General features: G+C 62.9%; 11 protein-coding genes. 6 read left to right on the top strand and 5 right to left on the bottom strand.

Features of this window, described 5'->3' with window-relative positions; translation table 11 throughout:
• The first annotated feature begins 33 nt into the window (after positions 1-33).
• Together PAN31108_RS00330 and PAN31108_RS00325 are read left to right on the top strand one after the other, a co-directional pair.
• Positions 34-1,236: a GGDEF domain-containing protein gene (locus PAN31108_RS00330; protein WP_150666929.1), complete on the top strand. Its 1,203-nt coding sequence runs from the start codon at positions 34-36 to the stop codon at positions 1,234-1,236.
• 132 nt (positions 1,237-1,368) lie between these two features.
• The gene (locus PAN31108_RS00325; RefSeq protein ID WP_150666928.1) at positions 1,369-2,055 is read left to right on the top strand and encodes a hydrolase; all 687 of its coding nucleotides are present in this window, start codon (positions 1,369-1,371) and stop codon (positions 2,053-2,055) included.
• 106 nt (positions 2,056-2,161) lie between these two features.
• Here PAN31108_RS00325 and ugpB read toward each other — a convergent pair whose 3' ends face one another.
• Together ugpB and PAN31108_RS00315 are read right to left on the bottom strand one after the other, a co-directional pair.
• Positions 2,162-3,496 carry a sn-glycerol-3-phosphate ABC transporter substrate-binding protein UgpB gene (gene ugpB / locus PAN31108_RS00320; protein WP_150666927.1) on the bottom strand — a complete coding sequence of 445 codons (1,335 nt, stop codon included), beginning with the start codon at positions 3,494-3,496 and terminating at the stop codon, positions 2,162-2,164.
• Positions 3,497-3,617: 121 nt separating this feature from the next.
• The gene (locus PAN31108_RS00315; RefSeq protein ID WP_150666926.1) at positions 3,618-4,580 is read right to left on the bottom strand and encodes a LysR family transcriptional regulator; all 963 of its coding nucleotides are present in this window, start codon (positions 4,578-4,580) and stop codon (positions 3,618-3,620) included.
• Between the two features lie 118 nt (positions 4,581-4,698).
• Between PAN31108_RS00315 and PAN31108_RS00310 the strand changes: the two genes are divergently transcribed.
• Genes PAN31108_RS00310 through PAN31108_RS00300 form a run of 3 tightly spaced genes read left to right on the top strand, consistent with a single transcriptional unit; the run spans position 4,699 to position 7,482 of the window.
• A complete protein-coding gene (locus PAN31108_RS00310; protein WP_150666925.1) occupies positions 4,699-5,556 on the top strand; it encodes an oxidoreductase in 858 nt (285 codons plus the stop codon).
• A gap of 22 nt (positions 5,557-5,578) precedes the next feature.
• Positions 5,579-6,073: a dehydroquinate synthase/iron-containing alcohol dehydrogenase family protein gene (locus PAN31108_RS00305; RefSeq protein WP_150666924.1), complete on the top strand. Its 495-nt coding sequence runs from the start codon at positions 5,579-5,581 to the stop codon at positions 6,071-6,073.
• Entirely contained in the window at positions 6,037-7,482 is a 1,446-nt protein-coding gene (locus tag PAN31108_RS00300) for an NAD-dependent succinate-semialdehyde dehydrogenase (protein WP_150666923.1), read from the top strand. The genes PAN31108_RS00305 and PAN31108_RS00300 overlap by 37 nt, the downstream gene beginning before the upstream one ends.
• Before the next feature lie 121 nt (positions 7,483-7,603).
• Here PAN31108_RS00300 and PAN31108_RS00295 read toward each other — a convergent pair whose 3' ends face one another.
• Both PAN31108_RS00295 and PAN31108_RS00290 read right to left on the bottom strand, forming a co-directional pair.
• On the bottom strand, positions 7,604-8,830 hold the full coding sequence (locus tag PAN31108_RS00295; RefSeq protein ID WP_246183700.1) for a class I SAM-dependent methyltransferase: 1,227 nt from the start codon (positions 8,828-8,830) through the stop codon (positions 7,604-7,606).
• A gap of 280 nt (positions 8,831-9,110) precedes the next feature.
• Positions 9,111-9,656: an Lrp/AsnC family transcriptional regulator gene (locus tag PAN31108_RS00290; RefSeq protein ID WP_150666922.1), complete on the bottom strand. Its 546-nt coding sequence runs from the start codon at positions 9,654-9,656 to the stop codon at positions 9,111-9,113.
• Between the two features lie 137 nt (positions 9,657-9,793).
• Between PAN31108_RS00290 and mdeB the strand changes: the two genes are divergently transcribed.
• On the top strand, positions 9,794-12,541 hold the full coding sequence (mdeB, locus tag PAN31108_RS00285; RefSeq protein ID WP_150666921.1) for an alpha-ketoglutarate dehydrogenase: 2,748 nt from the start codon (positions 9,794-9,796) through the stop codon (positions 12,539-12,541).
• A 120-nt stretch (positions 12,542-12,661) separates the two neighbouring features.
• Here the strand turns inward: mdeB and phnF are convergent, their stop codons facing one another.
• Positions 12,662-13,438, bottom strand: coding sequence for a phosphonate metabolism transcriptional regulator PhnF (phnF, locus tag PAN31108_RS00280; RefSeq protein WP_150667394.1), 777 nt, complete (start codon positions 13,436-13,438; stop codon positions 12,662-12,664).
• Positions 13,439-13,654: the final 216 nt, after the last annotated feature.

Here is a 13,654-nt window from a genome sequence, read left to right as displayed (position 1 = left end):
GGCGGCTAAAATAAAACACCTCGCGACACCTTCATGTCTATCCCGGCCGTTTTCATCAGCATTGCGATTCTCTCCTGCGTGATGAGCGTGGCCGTTCTCGGCTCGCTGTTTCGGGCGCAAGTCCCCGGGGTACGGTTGTGGTGCGTGGCAAGCGGTCTGCTGGCAGTCACGTCCGCGCTACTGCTCACGGGCGCGTCGGATATCGTCGTGGCGACCTCCAGCAGCCTGTTGATGATCGCTTCGCTGCTCGGCGTGCAGGGTTTTCGCCAGTTCCTCGATACACGGGCGAGCTATGCGTGGGAGTACGTCGCGATCCTCGCCATTCTGGTCCTGCTGGTCTACTGGACGTTCGTGTCGCCGCATGTCAATGCCCGCAGCGTCATGATTTCCGGCTTCATTGCGTATGTCCGCCTGAACATTGGCTGGATGGTATTGAAGTTCCGCCCGCCCGGGCGTCCCAAATACGCCTATTACTTCGTCGCCGTGGCGGCGACGTTAGGGGCGGCCGTGCACGCCGTACGCGCGCTCGCTTATGCGGTGGGACTCGTGCACGAAACGGTGTTCCTCCAGCCGACACCGCTCAACGTGCTATTTCTCGGCATGGCAACGCTTACACTCCCGTGTCTGTCCGTCGGCATGGTGCTGCTCGCGCATGACCGGCTGTCGGACCGCATGGAGCGTCTGGCGACATTTGACGATCTGACGGGCGTGCTGGCGCGCCGGGCGTTCATCGCCCGCGCCGAGGCGCTGGCCGCGCGCACCGCGACACAATTGCCGCTGTCCATCGCGATTCTCGACATCGATGATTTCAAAAGCGTCAACGACCGGTACGGGCATGCCGCAGGCGATTTCGCGCTGGCGCGCGTCGCATCGCTCATCTCCCGGTCGGTGCGACCCGATGACGTGGTCGGCCGTATCGGCGGCGAAGAGTTTGCCGTGCTGCTGCCGGGGGCAACGAAGGAGGAGGCCGCGCGCCTCGTCGACCGCCTGCGTGAGGTCGTCGCCAATTCCGGGTCCTGCGTGCCCGACCGGGAGGTCGTTCCCACGCTGAGCGCCGGTGTCGGTGCGTTCGGCGAGGGCGACACGCTGGCGACCGTCATGGCGAGCGCCGACGCGGCCCTCTATGCCGCGAAGGCGCGAGGTCGGAATTGCGTCGTTGTCGCGCAAGACCGGAACATGGTACCCGGCGGCGAACGTTGCCCGATGCCCGTTGGCGAACAGGCGGCCGCGGGATGACCGTCCTGCGGATGGCGAGGGTCGCTTGCGTCGTTTTACCGACTAATACCATCATCTGATGGTCCGGAAGGTCCGCGCTCGACTAGTCTTTCGTCGGGTTGCACAGTGCAATTCAGCTAAAGGACCCCGACCATGTCTAATCCCAAACTCGAAGTTTTGACCCCTCGGAACAGCCAACTGATCATCATCGATCATCAGCCGCAGATGGCGTTCGGTGTGCAGTCGATGGATCGTCAGGCCCTGAAGAACAACGTGGTGGGCCTGGCCAAGGCCGCGAAGATTTTCGATATCCCGACGACGATCACCACGGTCGAGAGCGAGTCGTTCTCCGGCTATACCTACCCCGAAGTGCTCGACGTGTTCCCCAATACGAAGACCCTCGAGCGCACGTCGATGAACTCTTGGGACGACCAGAAGGTGCGCGACGCCCTGAAAGCCAACGGCCGCAACAAAGTCGTGGTCGCCGGGCTCTGGACCGAAGTTTGCAACACCACGTTCGCCTTGTGCGCCATGCTCGAAGGCGGTTACGAAATCTATATGGTGGCCGACGCCTCCGGCGGCACCAGCAAGGAAGCGCACGACTACGCCATGCAGCGCATGGTGCAGGCCGGCGCGGTGCCGGTCACTTGGCAGCAGGTGCTGCTGGAATGGCAGCGCGACTGGGCCCATCGCGACACCTACGACGCCGTTATGAAGCTCGTGAAGGAGCATTCGGGCGCTTACGGCATGGGCGTCGACTACGCGTACACGATGGTGCACAAGGCGGCGCAACGCACGCAGACGACGCATGCGTCGATCGCCCCGGTCCCGGCGCGCTGATGCGCTGATACGCCGATACGTTCATACGCTGGCGGATTGCACACGATCGAGCCAAACAGAGGAGGCAACGGCCTCTGCCGTTGCCTCCTCGATACACACCGCCCGATCAGTTCTGCTGCCGCTCGAAGCGACGCAGTAACTCGTTACCGCGCGCGACGGCCGAATCGAGCGCTTGTTGCGGCGTCTTCGCCCCGGTCCAGACATGCTCGAGTTCCTCGTCGATCACCGTGCGGATCTGCGGCATGTTGCCCAGCCGCAGGCCACGCGTATACGGCAGCGGCGGCTTGTTGAGGATCTGCTTGATGGCCGTCTGCGCGCCGGGGTTCTTCGCGTAGAAGCCCTCATCGCGCGCCAGATCGTACGCCGCCTTCGTCACCGGCAGATAGCCGGTGTCTTCATGCCATTTCGCAGCGACGGCCGGGGTCGTGAGGTAGGACAGGAATTTTGCCGTGCCCTTGTAAACCTCGGCATTCTTGCCCGCCAGCACCCAAAGGCTGGCGCCGCCGATAATGGCATTCTGCGGCGCGCCCTTCACCGACGGATCGTACGGCATGACGCCCGTGCCGAATTCGAACTTCGCCGACTTGCGGATGTTCGCCAGCGCGCCCGACGAATTCGTCACGATGCCGCAATCGCCGCTATAGAACTTCGAGTTGGCCTCGTCCTTGCGCCCGGCGTAGCTCAGCGTGCCTTGTTTGGCCATGTTGGCGAGGAACTCGATGTGATGCACCTGTAACGGGCGATTGAATTCCAGCACTGCGTCCGCGCCGTCGAAACCATTGTTCTTGGAGGCGAACGGCGCGGCATGCCACGCGCTGTAGTTCTCCAGCTGCACCCAGCTCTGCCAGCTCGATGCGAAGCCGCAGGCCATGCCGCTGGCCTTGAGCTTGGCCGCGTCCAGCGCGACTTCCTCCCACGTTTGCGGGGCGTGGTTCGGGTCGAGGCCGGCTTTCCTGAAAGCGTCCTTGTTGTAATACAGGATCGGCGTCGAACTGTTGAACGGCATCGACATCAGGCGTCCCGTCTTCGCCTCGCTGTAATAGCTGGCGATGGCCGGGATGAAGGCATTGCTGTCGAGCGGGACACCGGCGTCCTGAAAAACCTTCCACACCGGCACGATCGCCTTCTTCGCGCCGATCATCGTCGCGGTGCCGACTTCGTACACTTGCAGGATGGCCGGGGCGTCGCCGCCCCGATAGGCCGCGATCCCTGCGGCGAGCGTCTGGTCGTAATCGCCTTTGTAGACGGGCACGACCCGGAATTCGCTTTGCGACGCGTTGAAATCGCTCGCGATGGCGTTCAGACGCTCACCGAGCGAGCCGTCCATCGCATGCCAGAACATGATGTCCGTTGCCGCCTGTGCAACGTTGACAGCCCCCAGCACACAACCGGCCGCCAGCACCGCTTGCCGTACCCACTTCGCTTGCCTTGCCGCTTTCATTGAACTTCCCTCCGTGGAATCTGCGCGGATTATCGGGAGGGCGCGTGAAGTAGCAGTGACACAATGCTCAACTCGACGCGGGAAACGGCGACGCGTCCTGGCGGGTGCGTTAGCGGGTGCGTTAGCCGGCGCGTGAGGGGGACGCGAGGGAGGGCGCTGCGCCAAGCTCGTCCGGATCGAGGAAAAAATCGCGATTTCCGGCCATGTGCTCGACCATGAAGTCGATGAACGTCTTTACCCGCAGCGGCTGCTCGGTCCGGTGCCGGTAGTAGATGTAAATCATGCCGTATTCCGTGACGTGTTCCGTCAGCAGCGCAATGAGCCGACCGCTTCGGATATGCGTGGCGGCATTGAAACTGCCCAGTTGCCCGATGCCCAGCCCCGACAGGACCGCTTGCGTCTCCATTTCCGTGTCGTTCACGCAGATGGCGGCGGGCACATCGCGATAGACGATCTCGTCCCCGACTCGGAACTGCCATTGGGCGAGTTTGCCCGTGTTGGCGCGCCGGTATCCGGTGCAGCGATGCTGCACCAGTTCATCGATACTCCGAGGCGCACCATGGCGCGCAATGTATTCCGGCGACGCGCACACGATCAGTTGGATCGGTGCGAGCCGACGAGCGATCGAGCCGCCCGACGGCCGTGGTCCGCCGCGAAATCCCACTTCGGCCCGGTCCGTCACGAGATCCGTGAAATGATCGTCGAACTGCACATCCAGCTGGACGTTCGGATAGCGCTGCTGAAACGCCTCGAAGTACCGCCACAGGACCGGTAAGCCGAATGCGCGTGGCGCACTCACGCGCAGCGCGCCACTCACTTCCTCCTTCGAGCGTCTGACGTCGTCGAGTGCGCAAGAGAGCATCGTCAACGCCGGTTGCACGCTCTCCAGCAGTTGCTGACCTTCTTCCGTCAGGCTCAGCCTGCGTGTGGTGCGGTGAAAGAGTCGCACGCCGAGTGTCTTTTCCAGTTGCATCACCGCGTGACTCGCCGCTTGCGGTGAGATGCCCTGATCGATTGCCGCGCCCCGGAGGCTACCGAGGGTCGCCGCACGCACGAACACGGTGATCGAACGGATGCCGTTCATTTTCGAGACCTTTATTCGCAAATAACACTTGATTATCCATCAAGTATTGAACGGCTAGTTCGTGTCAATCGGCGCGCCTACCATGGCATCACCTCACCACACATTCAGGAGTGCCGCCATGGCAAACGTTCAACACCAGGATTTCAAGCGCGTATGGTTCATCACCGGCGCGTCACGCGGCATCGGGGCACTGATCGCCGAGGCGGCGCTCGCAGACGGTAATGCGGTCGTGGCCGCCGGTCGTCAAGTGCGGACGATCGCCGAGCGGTTCGGCAACGCGCCGGGGTTGTTGCCGGTCGCGCTCGATGTGACCGACGAAGCCCAAGCCAGGATCGCCGTGCAGGCGACGCTCGACCGGTTCGGTCGCATCGATGTGCTGGTCAACAACGCAGGATTCGGTCTGCTGGGCGCGGTGGAAGAGTCTGCCGACGAGGACGTTCGACGCATGTACGACACGAATGTGTTCGGTTTGCTGAACGTCACGCGTGCCGTGCTGCCGGTCATGCGGGCGAACCGGTCGGGTCATGTGATCAACATTTCCTCGATCGGGGGCTATCAGTCCGCCGCCGGCTTCGGCGTCTATTGCTCGACCAAGTTCGCGGTCGAAGGCATTTCGGAAGCGCTTCACACGGAGCTTGCGCCGTTGGGCGTGCATGTGAGCGTGGTCGAACCGGGCTACTTCCGGACAGATTTCCTGGATGCATCGTCGCTGGTCGTCGCCCCACGGATTATCGAGGACTATGACGAAACCTCGGGGGCCGTGCGTCGCAAGGCGGCGCAACTGAATCACAAGCAGCCCGGCAATCCGGTGAAACTGGCCGATGCCATGGTGACGCTGGTCGACGCCGCCGCTCCGCCCCTTCGCCTCGCGCTCGGTACCGACACGCTGGCCGCCATCGCCGCAAAGAACGCTTACGTGACGCAGGAAACGCAAACGTGGCGGGCGCTTTCGGCGTCGACAGACTTCCCCGCATGAATTCCCAGCCTGAGTTCCCAGCCTGAAGCGGTCGTCGGCACGATCCCTGAGGCAAGTCGATGCAGACCGGGGTGCCCCCGGCCAGCACCGACCTCCCTGTCACGGCACGCGCAACGCTATCCTGTTGCCTGCCGTGATCGCGTTCAAGCGTGCATCGCCGTCAATGCAGCAAGACGCCGGGCTCAACCGTCTCGCCCGGGCGATGGGCCGTGGCGCGGGAGGCGACGTCGGTCCGGCGATCGCCGAAATGACGGCAAAGCGCCATGTTCGGGGCGGTTTTGCGGAACTGGGGGTGACTCGCGAGCGATTCCCGCGCATCATCGAGGGTGCGCTGCAAGATAACAGCCACAAGCCCCACCCGCGAGACGCCTCTGCCGAGGACTACCGCGAGATGCTGGACGCGTCGATGTCAAGCGCGCCGGGGTGCGCGGACGAGCTGTGCACCTCCCCCCATTGCCCAATTGTTCTCAGGAAATTCATATGGTTACGTCAGGATATACAGACACCCGGCTTCTGATTAACGGCGAGTGGTGCGATGCCGCCAGCGGCAAGACGCTCGACGTCGTCAACCCGGCAACGGGCAATGTCATCGGCAAGGTCGCCCATGCGGCCATTGTCGACCTGGACCGCGCACTCGACGCAGCGCAACGCGGTTTCGCCGTATGGCGCAAGGTGCCGGCCGCCGAGCGCGCCGTCACGATGCGCAAGGCCGCCGCGCTGCTGCGCGAACGTGCAGACTCGATCGCTCGTCTGATGACGCAGGAGCAGGGCAAGCCGTTCGCCGAAGCCCGCATCGAGGTGCTGTCCGGCGCGGGCATCATCGAATGGTTTGCGGACGAAGGGATGCGCGTCTACGGCCGCGTCGTGCCGTCGCGTAATCTGAATGCACAACAAACGGTGCTCAAGGAGCCGATCGGCCCCGTCGCCGCCTTCACCCCGTGGAACTTCCCGGTCAATCAGGTCGTGCGCAAGCTGAGCGCAGCGCTGGCCTGCGGCTGCTCTTTCCTGGTCAAAGCACCGGAAGAGACCCCGGCATCGCCTGCCGCCCTGTTGCAAGCGTTCGTCGATGCAGGCGTTCCGGCGGGCGTGGTGGGTCTCGTCTTCGGCGACCCGGCAGAAATCTCCAGCTATCTGATTCCGCATCCGGTCATCCGCAAGGTCACGTTCACGGGTTCGACCCCGGTCGGCAAGCAACTGGCTTCGCTGGCCGGCCTGCACATGAAGCGCGCCACGATGGAGCTGGGCGGCCATGCGCCGGTGATCGTCGCCGAAGACGCGGATCTCGCTCTGGCCGTCAAGGCCGCCGGCGGTGCGAAGTTCCGTAACGCAGGCCAGGTCTGTATCTCGCCGACGCGTTTCCTTGTGCACAACAGCGTGAAGGACGAATTCGCGAAAGCGCTGGTCAAGCACGCCGAAAGCCTGAAGCTGGGCGACGGTCTGGCCGAAGGCACGACCCTCGGGCCGCTGGCCAACGCACGCCGCCTCACGGCAATGAGCCGCGTGATCGACGACGCCCGCAAGACCGGCGCCACCGTGGCGACCGGCGGTGAACGTGTCGGCTCGTCGGGCAACTTCTTCGCACCGACGGTGTTGACCGACGTGTCGCTCGAAGCCGACGTATTCAACAACGAACCGTTCGGCCCGGTCGCAGCCATTCGCGGCTTCGACAAGCTCGAGGACGCGATTGCCGAAGCCAACCGCCTGCCGTACGGTCTGGCCGGCTACGCCTTCACCCAGTCGTTCCGCAACGTGCATCTGCTCTCGCAGCAAATGGAAGTCGGCATGCTGTGGATCAACCAGCCGGCCGCACCGTCGCCGGAAATGCCGTTCGGCGGCGTGAAGGACTCGGGTTATGGTTCGGAAGGCGGCCCGGAAGCCATGGAGGCTTACCTCGTGACGAAGGCCGTCTCGGTCATGGCGAACTGACGCCTTTTCTTCTGCGTCTGCGTCTGCGACGACTTCCCACTCGAAGTCCCGCGATGCGGTGATGACGCGGTGTCCGATGACCGGGCGCCGCGTCGTTGCCACTCACACGCCCATCGGGCGCTCAGGCATACATGTATTTGCGCGCTCGCGGAATCGTCCCTGCGTTCTGACGCGCCTTCTGACAGACCACCTGGAAGATGGCCACGTTGTCCACTTCGAACGCATAAGCGCATCCGGCCAGATACACGCGCCAGATGCGGTACTTCATGTCGCCGATCATCTCGCGTATCGCGTCGCCGTGCCGTTCGTAGCGTGAAGTCCATTCCTGCAACGTCTGGGCGTAGTGCCGGCGCAGATTCTCGACATCGAGCACTTCCAGTCCGCCGCTTTGCATCGCCTGAATCGCAAACGACAGATGGGGCAGTTCACCCGCCGGGAAAACATACTTGTCGATGAACGTGCCACCACCGAACGGTGTGTCGCTGCTGAGGGCGTCGGTCGACGTAATGCCGTGATTCAGCGCCACGCCGCCGTCCGCCAGCAACTCCCCGACGACAGTAAAGTACGCTTGCATGTTCGCCAGACCGACGTGCTCGAACATGCCCACGCTCGTGATGCGATCGAAGCTGCCCGTCACGTCGCGGTAGTCCTGAAGCCTCAACTCGACCCGATCGGTCAGCCCCAGCGCGGCGACGCGCTCACGCCCCAACGCCAGTTGACGCTCCGACAATGTAATGCCCACGCACTTGATGCCGAATCGTTGTGCCGCGCGGATGACCAGCGCGCCCCATCCGCATCCGATATCGAGCAGCGTATTGCCCGGCTCGATGCGAATCTTGTTAAGGATGTGATCGATCTTCTTTAGCTGCGCCGCGTCGAGCGACTCGTCGCCATGCTCGAAGTAAGCGCAGGAGTAGACCATCCGCTCATCGAGCCAGAGTTGATAGAACTCGTTCGAAACGTCGTAGTGGTACTGAATCGAATCGCGGTCTTCCTTCTTGCTGTGTGAAAAGCGTCGCGCGAGCTTCGTAACGGGGCTGGCGCTCGCGCCTTGGCGCGTTGCCGCCCCGCCGGCGAGGGCATACGCCACGCGCATCACGTCGGCCAGATCGCCGTCGATATCGATGTGCGAACGAATATAGGCCTCGCCTAGCGTGTCCAGTGAGGGTTCGAGCAGTGCGGGGATGGCGGCAGCCTGATTGACCCGGAGGGTCACGCGTGGCGATGCGAAGGTGCCGAGGTCAAACGATTTGTCGAGGGGGAGTGTGAGGCGAACGGGAAGATCGAGGTCCTGACGAATGCGTTCGGACCATCGACTCACAGCGACTTCCATTAACTTATCGAGCATTGCGGTTGCCTTGGTTGTACTTGTGCTTGATGAGCAAAACCCCCGTACGATGCGGGGGCATGAGGGATCGCGACGATTCTGGAATGTCGCGATTCCCACGTCCAAGACATGTTTTCAACCGCACCGATAACTAAAAATTATCGGAGACCGAGGTGTTGCGCCTCGTCGGACCGGCGCGTTCTCGAGCACGAAACACGCAGGCACCGCGATGGACGCGTGAGGGCGTCTACACGATTCGTTGAGCCCGGCGGATGGATCTGCGCGTCGTGGCGCGTGGCGATCATGTCCACTCTTTGGCGCCATTCTCCGGTTCGACCAACGTCAGGCCAGCCGTCGGCAGCGGCAACGCGGTCTTGTAGCGGACTTGCTTGAGCGCGAAGCTCGACCGAATGTTGGAGATGCCCGGAATCTTGGTGAGATGGTCCACGATGAAACGCTCCAGCGTCTTCATGTCGGGCATGACCACGCGCAACAGGTAATCGGCGTCGCCCGTCATCAGATAGCACTCCATGACCTCGGGCCGCTCGGCAATGGCGCGCTCAAAATTCAGCAACGCCTCTTCGCCCTGTTTCTCCAGACGCACCTGAATGAACACGTTGACGTGCAGTCCCAGCGGTTCGGGATTGAGCAACGTCACACGCGCTTTGAAAAGCCCCAGCTTTTCCAGCGCGCGCACTCGATTGAAGCAGGGCGTGGGGGACAGATGAACGGCGCGGGCCAGTTCGGCGTTGGTGATTCTCGAATCCTTTTGCAATTCGCTCAGGATCGCGATGTCCGTTCGGTCCAGATGCCCGGGTAAGTTGGCCACAGTAGAAAAATTCCTCATTTTTGTCGAAATTCGGAATAAACAGCCTATCTCAGCCTGCGATTTGCTGCAATTCAGAGGCCTATTCTTCGTCCTCACGCGTACCATGATCTTCGACCACAGATAACGATAAATGCAGTAGATCAAGGAGAAACGTCATGACGGATATGTCGGGGGAAAGCCGGATTTCGCACCTTGCCGGATGGCAGAGAATCGATCCGAACGACACCGATGCGCAGGAAACCACGGAATGGCTGGACGCCCTCGACGGTGTCGTGCGCTACGTCGGCAAGCCGCGCGCGCAGTATTTGCTCGACCGGCTGTCCGAGCATGCGTTGTCGATGGGCGTGACGTCGAACCGCCCGCAGATCACGCCTTACCGGAACTCGATCCCCGCGAGCGACGAACCTCGCTATCCCGGCAACCTCGAACTCGAAGAAAAGATCGCCAGTGCCTTGCGATGGAATGCACTCGCCATGGTGGTGCGCGCCAATCGGGCTTATGGCGAACTCGGCGGGCACATTGCCAGCTACGCTTCGGCGGCCGATCTGTTCGAAGTCGGCTTCCATCATTTCTTCCGTGCGAGCCAGCCGGGGGGCGCGCAAGGCTCGGGCGATCTCGTCTATTTCCAGCCGCACTCGTCTCCCGGCGTCTATGCGCGCGCCTACCTGGAAGGGTTCCTGAGCGAAGCGCATCTCGAACATTATCGGCGCGAGATCGACGGCCCGGGGCTGTGTTCGTACCCGCATCCCTGGCTGATGCCGGACTTCTGGCAATTTCCCACGGGCTCGATGGGCATCGGTCCGATCAACGCCATTTATCAGGCGCGCTTCATGCGTTATCTTGCCGCGCGCAAGCTCGCCAACACCGAAGGCCGTAAAGTCTGGGGCTTTTTCGGCGACGGCGAGATGGACGAACCCGAATCGATGGGGGCGCTGTCGTTGGCCGCCCGCGAGCACCTCGACAATCTGGTGTTCGTGATCAACTGCAATCTGCAACGGCTGGACGGTCCGGTCCGAAGCAACGGACGCATCATCGACGAACTCGAAGCGCACTTCATCGGCGCGGGATGGAACGTCATCAAGGTAGTCTGGGGATCCGACTGGGATCCGCTCTTCGCGCGCGACAAGACCGGTGCGCTGCTGCGCGCCTTCGCCAATACGGTCGATGGACAGTTTCAGACGTTCTCCGCGAACGATGGCGCCTACAACCGGGAGCGTTTCTTCGGCCAGAATCCGGCGCTCGCCGCGCTCGCCGCCGAATTGTCGGACGCCGATATCGACCGGCTGCGTCGCGGCGGGCACGACGTGCGCAAGCTCTACGCGGCGTATGCGCAGGCGGCGGCGCATCGTGGACAGCCGAGCGTGATCCTCGCGAAGACGATGAAGGGCTTTGGCATGGGGGCGGCGGGGCAGGGGCGCATGACGACTCACCAGCAAAAGAAGCTCGACACCGACGATCTGAAGGCGTTTCGCGACCGTTTCCGCTTGCCGCTCTCCGATGCCGACGTCGAAGCCCTCAAGTTCTACAAGCCGGCGGACGACAGTCCCGAGATGCGCTATCTGCTCGATAAGCGTGCCGCGCTGGGCGGGTTTCTGCCGCGTCGTCGCCGCATGGCCGATACGTCGCTGCCGGTGCCCGACATTCGCAAGTGGGCCGGTTTCGCGCTCGACGACAGCGGTCGCGAGATATCGACGACGATGGCCCTCGTGCGCATGATGACGGCATTGCTCAAGGACGACACGCTCGGCCCGCGCATCGTGCCCATCGTCGCGGACGAAGCCCGCACCTTCGGCATGGCCAACATGTTCCGGCAGGTCGGCATCTACTCGCCGGCAGGGCAACTGTACGAACCGGAAGACATGGGATCGATGCTGTACTACCGCGAGGACATCGACGGGCAGATCCTGGAGGAGGGTATTTCGGAAGCCGGCGCGGTGTCGTCTTGGATCGCCGCTGCCACGTCCTACAGCGTGCACAATCTCCAGATGCTGCCGTTCTACATCTATTACTCGATGTTCGGCTTCCAGCGCATTGGCGATCTGATCTGGGCAGCCGCCGACCAGCGGGCGCGTGGCTTCCTGATCGGGGCGACGTCGGGAAAAACGACGCTCGGCGGCGAAGGGCTCCAGCATCAGGACGGCACGAGTCATCTCAACGCCTCCACCATTCCGAACTGCCGTGCCTACGACCCGGCATTCGCCCACGAAATGGCGGTCATCGTCGATGAAGGCATGCGCGAGATGATCCAGCAACAGCGCGACGTTTTCTACTACATCACCGCGATGAACGAGAACTACGCGCAGCCCGCCGTGCCGGGCGGCGATCTGAATGCGATCCGTGAAGGCATCGTCAAAGGCATCTACCGGATGGATGCGGGCGAAGGCGAAGGCGAGGGCAGCGGCGAGCGAGGCGTTCAGGTGCAACTGCTCGGCGCCGGCGCGATTCTGCCCGAGGTGATGGCGGCGCAAAAAATGTTGCAGGAGACGTGGTCGGTTCGTGCCGGCGTCTGGAGCGTGACGAGCTTCACGGAACTACACCGCGACGGCATTGCGGCCGAACGACTCGAACGCCACGGCGACGCGACACGCAAGCCCTATGTCACGCGCGTGCTGTCGCAAAGCGTCGGCCCCGTGGTTGCCGCAACCGATTACGTGCGCGCGCTGCCGGAATTGATTCGCGCCTTCGTGCCACGCCGCTACGTCACGCTCGGTACCGACGGGTTCGGGCGCAGCGATACGCGTCAGGCGCTGCGGGCGTTCTTCGAAGTCGACCGCGTCTCCATCGTGCTTGCTGCGCTCAAGGCCCTGGAAGACGACGGCGTGATCGGTGCGGATGTCGTTGCACAGGCGCGGGAGCGATACGGGAAGCAGGGCATTCAGCGGGCCGCGTCCTGGCAATGCTGATCGCGACACGGGCGCGCAGCGCGCAGACCGGTGTTAGCGCCGGCCGGCCCGCGCTCGTGTGTCAGCGAGCGTAGGCGGCGTCCGGCACGTCGATGAAATCGTGTGTGTCGATCAGCTCGATCAGGTTGACGTGTCGACCATCAATTGCACCCGATCGGCGGCGAAATGCGTAATGCCGTACTTGATCGGCACGCCCTGCGGATCGACGTCGACGTTCTCGACCCATAACACCGGTTGCTGGCGATTGACGCCCAGCCGCCAGGCGATCTCGGTGTCCGGCAACACACTGCCGATGCGACTCCACTTGCGCAGATAGTCGGTCACGCCCAACGAGGCGAGCGCATGGGTGATGCTGCTGTTCTCCTCGAGCCGACTCGGCAGGTCGGGGAAACGGACGGCAGGATACCAGTTGCAGGCATACGTGAGCGGTATGCCGTCGGCGGCATGCAGCGACTCGATACGCCAGACCGGGGAGCGCACGCGCAGCGCCAGTTCTTTCGCGACGCTGGCGTCGGCCTGAAGCCGCACCGCCGACAGCAGGTGCCCCTCGGCTGCGTGATGCTGCTGACGCAGGTTCTCGGTAAAGCGGGTGCGCCGGCCAATGAGGTAATCGATCGCACCGCGCTGTACGAACGTGCCGCGTCCCTGTTCGATGCTCACAAGACCGTTCGCGGCCAGCCCCATCACGGCGCGCCGCACCGTATGGCGGTTCACATCGAAGCGCCTGGCAAGCTCACCCTCGCTGGGCAGACGACCCTCGTCGCCGAAACCGTTCGCGGCGATCTCCCCGGCCAGAATCTGCTCGATCTGACGCCAGACCGCCACACCCGCGCCGCGCTCCACTCGCGCCGAATTGACGCCACTGTTAGCGCCACCGTTGGCACCATCACTCCCCATCGCCATCGGCACCACATTCCCGCTCGCTGTCATCGCGACGTCATCCCCCGGACTTCAAATATTCATTGTTCCGCGCGCATTGTAGTGCGCAAGCCGTGATGGATGTGTGACTTTGCCGTGTCGAAATACAGAACCGTCATATTCGTCGCAGATAATTTTGGCCGTTGATACGTATAGACGTACAGACAGGTGCATCGCGGTGGCGTCATATCCCGT

The sequence above is a fragment of the Pandoraea anhela genome (assembly GCF_902459655.1).
Lineage (GTDB): Bacteria > Pseudomonadota > Gammaproteobacteria > Burkholderiales > Burkholderiaceae > Pandoraea > Pandoraea anhela.
Note: the sequence above shows the minus strand (reverse complement) of the source record. Positions and strands in the feature narration are given on the sequence as shown.

Excerpts from the sequence above, each read along its gene's own strand:
- PAN31108_RS00325 (WP_150666928.1), top strand. The coding sequence starts at position 1,369 with ATGTCTAATCCCAAACTCGAAGTTTTGACCCCTCGGAACAGCCAACTG.
- PAN31108_RS00300 (WP_150666923.1), top strand. The coding sequence starts at position 6,037 with ATGGTTACGTCAGGATATACAGACACCCGGCTTCTGATTAACGGCGAG.
- PAN31108_RS00310 (WP_150666925.1), top strand. The coding sequence starts at position 4,699 with ATGGCAAACGTTCAACACCAGGATTTCAAGCGCGTATGGTTCATCACC.
- PAN31108_RS00295 (WP_246183700.1), bottom strand. The coding sequence starts at position 8,830 with ATGCTCGATAAGTTAATGGAAGTCGCTGTGAGTCGATGGTCCGAACGC.
- phnF (WP_150667394.1), bottom strand. The coding sequence starts at position 13,438 with ATGGGGAGTGATGGTGCCAACGGTGGCGCTAACAGTGGCGTCAATTCG.
- PAN31108_RS00290 (WP_150666922.1), bottom strand. The coding sequence starts at position 9,656 with ATGAGGAATTTTTCTACTGTGGCCAACTTACCCGGGCATCTGGACCGA.
- PAN31108_RS00330 (WP_150666929.1), top strand. The coding sequence starts at position 34 with ATGTCTATCCCGGCCGTTTTCATCAGCATTGCGATTCTCTCCTGCGTG.
- ugpB (WP_150666927.1), bottom strand. The coding sequence starts at position 3,496 with ATGAAAGCGGCAAGGCAAGCGAAGTGGGTACGGCAAGCGGTGCTGGCG.
- PAN31108_RS00315 (WP_150666926.1), bottom strand. The coding sequence starts at position 4,580 with ATGAACGGCATCCGTTCGATCACCGTGTTCGTGCGTGCGGCGACCCTC.
- mdeB (WP_150666921.1), top strand. The coding sequence starts at position 9,794 with ATGACGGATATGTCGGGGGAAAGCCGGATTTCGCACCTTGCCGGATGG.